The organism is Acidiphilium sp. PA, from assembly GCF_026191915.1.
Lineage (GTDB): Bacteria > Pseudomonadota > Alphaproteobacteria > Acetobacterales > Acetobacteraceae > Acidiphilium.
Genome location: NZ_JAIMBY010000070.1, coordinates 1 through 3,220 on the forward strand (window position 1 = coordinate 1; position 3,220 = coordinate 3,220).

The window sequence follows — 3,220 nt, forward strand, 5'->3', positions numbered from 1 at the left end:
GTGGGTTCGCCCCGGGGTTTTCTGGGGCGTTTGATGATTTGGGGGGGACGCAGGCCGAGCATGGTGTGGAGGGGGCGGAGGATGCGGCCGAGGCTGGGGTGGGTGGCGAGCAGGTCCAGCACGATGGGGTCTTCCATGAAAAGCTGGAGATCGGCGCGGGCGGCGGCACCGGCGACGACGGTGGCGGGGCCGTTGGGCAGCAGGCGGATCAGCCAGGCGAAGCCGCGCGGCAGGGTGACGGGTGGTTTGGGTTTGGGGTTGGCGGTGGCGGGTTCGCGCTCGACCGGTTTGGGAGCGCGGGTGCGGGTGCGGGGAGATTGGGGTGGGCGGGATGCGATGCGGGCGAAGCGGGCGATCTGGCGGGCGAGGTAGTTCCAGATCAGGACGATGAGCGGGCCGTGGATTTTGAGGCGGTAGCCGTTGTCGGCAACCGAGCGCTGCAGGGCACGGAAGATCACCGTGAAGCGCTCGGTCGGGTCGGCAGGCATGAACGGCGCGTTTGCGATCATGGGGAGGGTTAGACCATGATCGGTGGGGGGTGAGAAAGGGTTTTGTTAGGAGGGCGTGTGAGAACTCTGGAGGTCGGGTTCGGTGAGGCGCGCCATTGGATGCGGTGTGATGTGTCGGAAAACTTTACACCTGTGCGTGCATGGTTACGATATCATATTGATTTTCCATTCATATATTTTTGGCATGGAATTTGCATAAAAGATTTGTATTAATGAAATTTCGGAAACAGTGTTAGGAAAGGGACCATCATCAATGACAAAACACCGCCGCGTCATGCGGCATTTGATCGCGAGCAGCGCCGTTTTCGGCATGGTTTCCGCCGGAATTTCCGGCTTTACTGCGCAGGCCTGGGCCGGCACGATCGGGGCTGGCACGACGAGCATCGGGTACAGTGGCGGCATTGTGGATTATACTGTTCAGACTGCGGGGGTTTATGAAATCACCGCGGTCGGGGGCGGTGGCGGTGGCGGCATTCCGGGGAACAACGCCATCGGTGGTGGTGGCGGCGCCAGCATAACGGGAGATTTCAGTTTGAGCGCCAACCAGAGTCTTGAGATACTGGTCGGCGGTGGTGGGGATGGCGGCGGCGGCGGCGGCGGCAGTTTTGTGGTGGCGAACAATGGTATGACGCCCCTATTGGTCGCGGGCGGAGGTGGCGGCGCGAGCGGCGTTATTTTGCCTAACAATTTCACGTTTTTCAACGGTGGCGGCGGTCTCGCGGATAACAGCGGCAGCCAAGGCGGCGCGGCCGGCGCCAATGCAGGCGGGGGTGGCGGATTTTCGGGTAACGGCCAGGACGGTAGCGGCAGCGGCACCAGCAATGGCGGCAACAGTTTTGCGACGGGCGGCGCTGGTGGGGGAGACGGCACCTCGGTGGCTGGGGGATTCGGCGGTGGCGGCGCCGGTGGCGTGGCTTCGGAGAGTGAACCGTTCACCGGCGGCGGCGGCGGTGGCGGCTTTACCGGCGGCTACGGGGCTCAGACCAACGCCGGTGCCGGTGGTGGCGGTTCGTTTTTGGCGGCCGATGCTACCAACGCCGTGCTGAGCGATGGGCAAGCTGGGATTTACACCGGAAGCGGTGCCAGTGGCTCGGTGACGTTCATTTATCGGCGCGCGGTCACCCCAGTGCCGGAACCGGGTTCGTTTGCCTTACTCGGAACCGGATTGCTCGGGTTGGGGCTGGCGATCCGGCGGCGGCGCTGAGACGGCCGCCCAGCCGGGGTTCTGGCACGCGCGCTGGCCGCGTTGTGCCAGGTGCGGCTTGTACGGGGCGGACATGAGGGTGGGGTGCGGCAGAGCACGCCGCCGAACCGCTGGCTCATACGCGGGTAAGATCGATGAATTGAGCATCGGGCAAACGGCGCCAGCCCGGTTTTGCGAGCAGGTAGCCCTGGATGAAGTTAACGCCTAGTTCGCGCAAGGTCTGGTACTCCGCCAACGTCTCGATCCCTTCCGCCACCATGAGAATACCGAGATCATCGCATAGTCCGACGCAATGACGCACAAGACTCTGGCGAGTTTTATCGCGATCGATGTCGCGGATCAGGACCATGTCGAGCTTGATGATGTCAGGACGGAATTGCGCCAGAAGATTGAGGTTGGAATGGCCGGCGCCAAAATCGTCGATCGCGGTGCGGAAACCCATGGCGCGATAGGCGGTGACGATGCGGGCTAGATGGGCGGGGTCGGTTACCGCTTCGCCTTCGGTGATCTCGAAGATCAGCCGGTCGGTCGGGAAGCCGACGCGGGCCGCGGTTTCCAGCGTTTTGCGGATGCAGGCCTGGGGTTCGTAGACCGCATTGGGCATGAAATTGATGGAGAGTGCCGCGGAGGTCCCGACCAGTCCGAGCGCGGTTGCCTGTTCGATCGCGGTTACGCGGCAAGCCTGATCGAAGCCGTAGAGCAGGGTTTCGGTGACGGCGGCAATGACCGAAGCGGCGGTTTCCCCGTTCGGGCCGCGCACCAGGGCTTCATAGGCGAAGACCTCCTGCCGGGCGATGTCCACAATCGGCTGGAACGCCATGGTCAGGGGAAAGTCGTACGCGCCGCGGCGACAGTGCCCGCATTCAGTCTGCGGTCTCGTCCGCGTATCGTTTGTTTTCATATAGAAACTTTCTACTAACCTCAGTTTACGACAGTTATCATGGCGGATCCTAATAAATGGAAAACAAAATCAAGAGATCTACTCACAATCTGGCGATGGCGGCCGTGATCGGCAGTATGAGCGTGCTAACCGGGGCGGCGGTTCGCCCATCGGCCGTCGGGTCATGCCGCTTGCGGCGCGCGGGGGATCGGCGGAGCCGACGCCGGCGGCGCCTGGGGGGATGGCTTGCCGGTGTTTGCGATGTTTCGTTCGGGCGGGCGGACGGGTCATGCGGGTGCCGTCGTTGCGTGTCACCAGTGCGCTGGCCGCGCCGTTGTAGCGTCTGTCGGTGACGGATTGGATTAGCGCGCTGCCGATCGTGTCGATCGTGCCGTTGATCCGGTTGAGGTATGATGCCGTTCGGGAGCGTTATGATGGACGAGCACTCTATCCCCGGTTTGCGGGCTGGATTGATGGGTATCGAGGGATACCCATCCTTGTAATATCGAATCCTGATATATTGCCTGTGTTCCACGAGGAATGTCCTGCCCTGGGTGGCGACCCAGGGCAGGACGGCTGGCGTCGGATCGGGCCCATCCTGGCCACTTGGGGCCGCAACGTAGCTTG

General features: G+C 62.8%; 3 protein-coding genes. 1 reads left to right on the top strand and 2 read right to left on the bottom strand.

What is annotated here, in order from left to right:
• Nucleotides 1-509: hypothetical protein (locus AruPA_RS21485; RefSeq protein WP_265638768.1), on the bottom strand; the 509-nt coding region annotated here is incomplete at its 3' end.
• A 274-nt stretch (nucleotides 510-783) separates the two neighbouring features.
• On the opposite strand from AruPA_RS21485, the gene AruPA_RS21490 reads away from it, so the two are divergent.
• Nucleotides 784-1,713, top strand: a complete 930-nt coding sequence (locus AruPA_RS21490; RefSeq protein ID WP_265638769.1) for a PEP-CTERM sorting domain-containing protein — start codon at nucleotides 784-786, stop codon at nucleotides 1,711-1,713.
• 115 nt (nucleotides 1,714-1,828) lie between these two features.
• On the opposite strand, the gene AruPA_RS21495 is transcribed toward AruPA_RS21490, so the two are convergent.
• The gene (locus AruPA_RS21495) at nucleotides 1,829-2,533 is read right to left on the bottom strand and encodes an EAL domain-containing protein (protein WP_265638770.1); all 705 of its coding nucleotides are present in this window, start codon (nucleotides 2,531-2,533) and stop codon (nucleotides 1,829-1,831) included.
• Nucleotides 2,534-3,220 lie beyond the last annotated feature (687 nt).

What these genes read in the sequence shown, in the direction of transcription:
- AruPA_RS21490 (WP_265638769.1), top strand. Translation starts at nt 784, where the DNA reads ATGCGGCATTTGATCGCGAGCAGCGCCGTTTTCGGCATGGTTTCCGCC.
- AruPA_RS21495 (WP_265638770.1), bottom strand. Translation starts at nt 2,533, where the DNA reads ATGGCGTTCCAGCCGATTGTGGACATCGCCCGGCAGGAGGTCTTCGCC.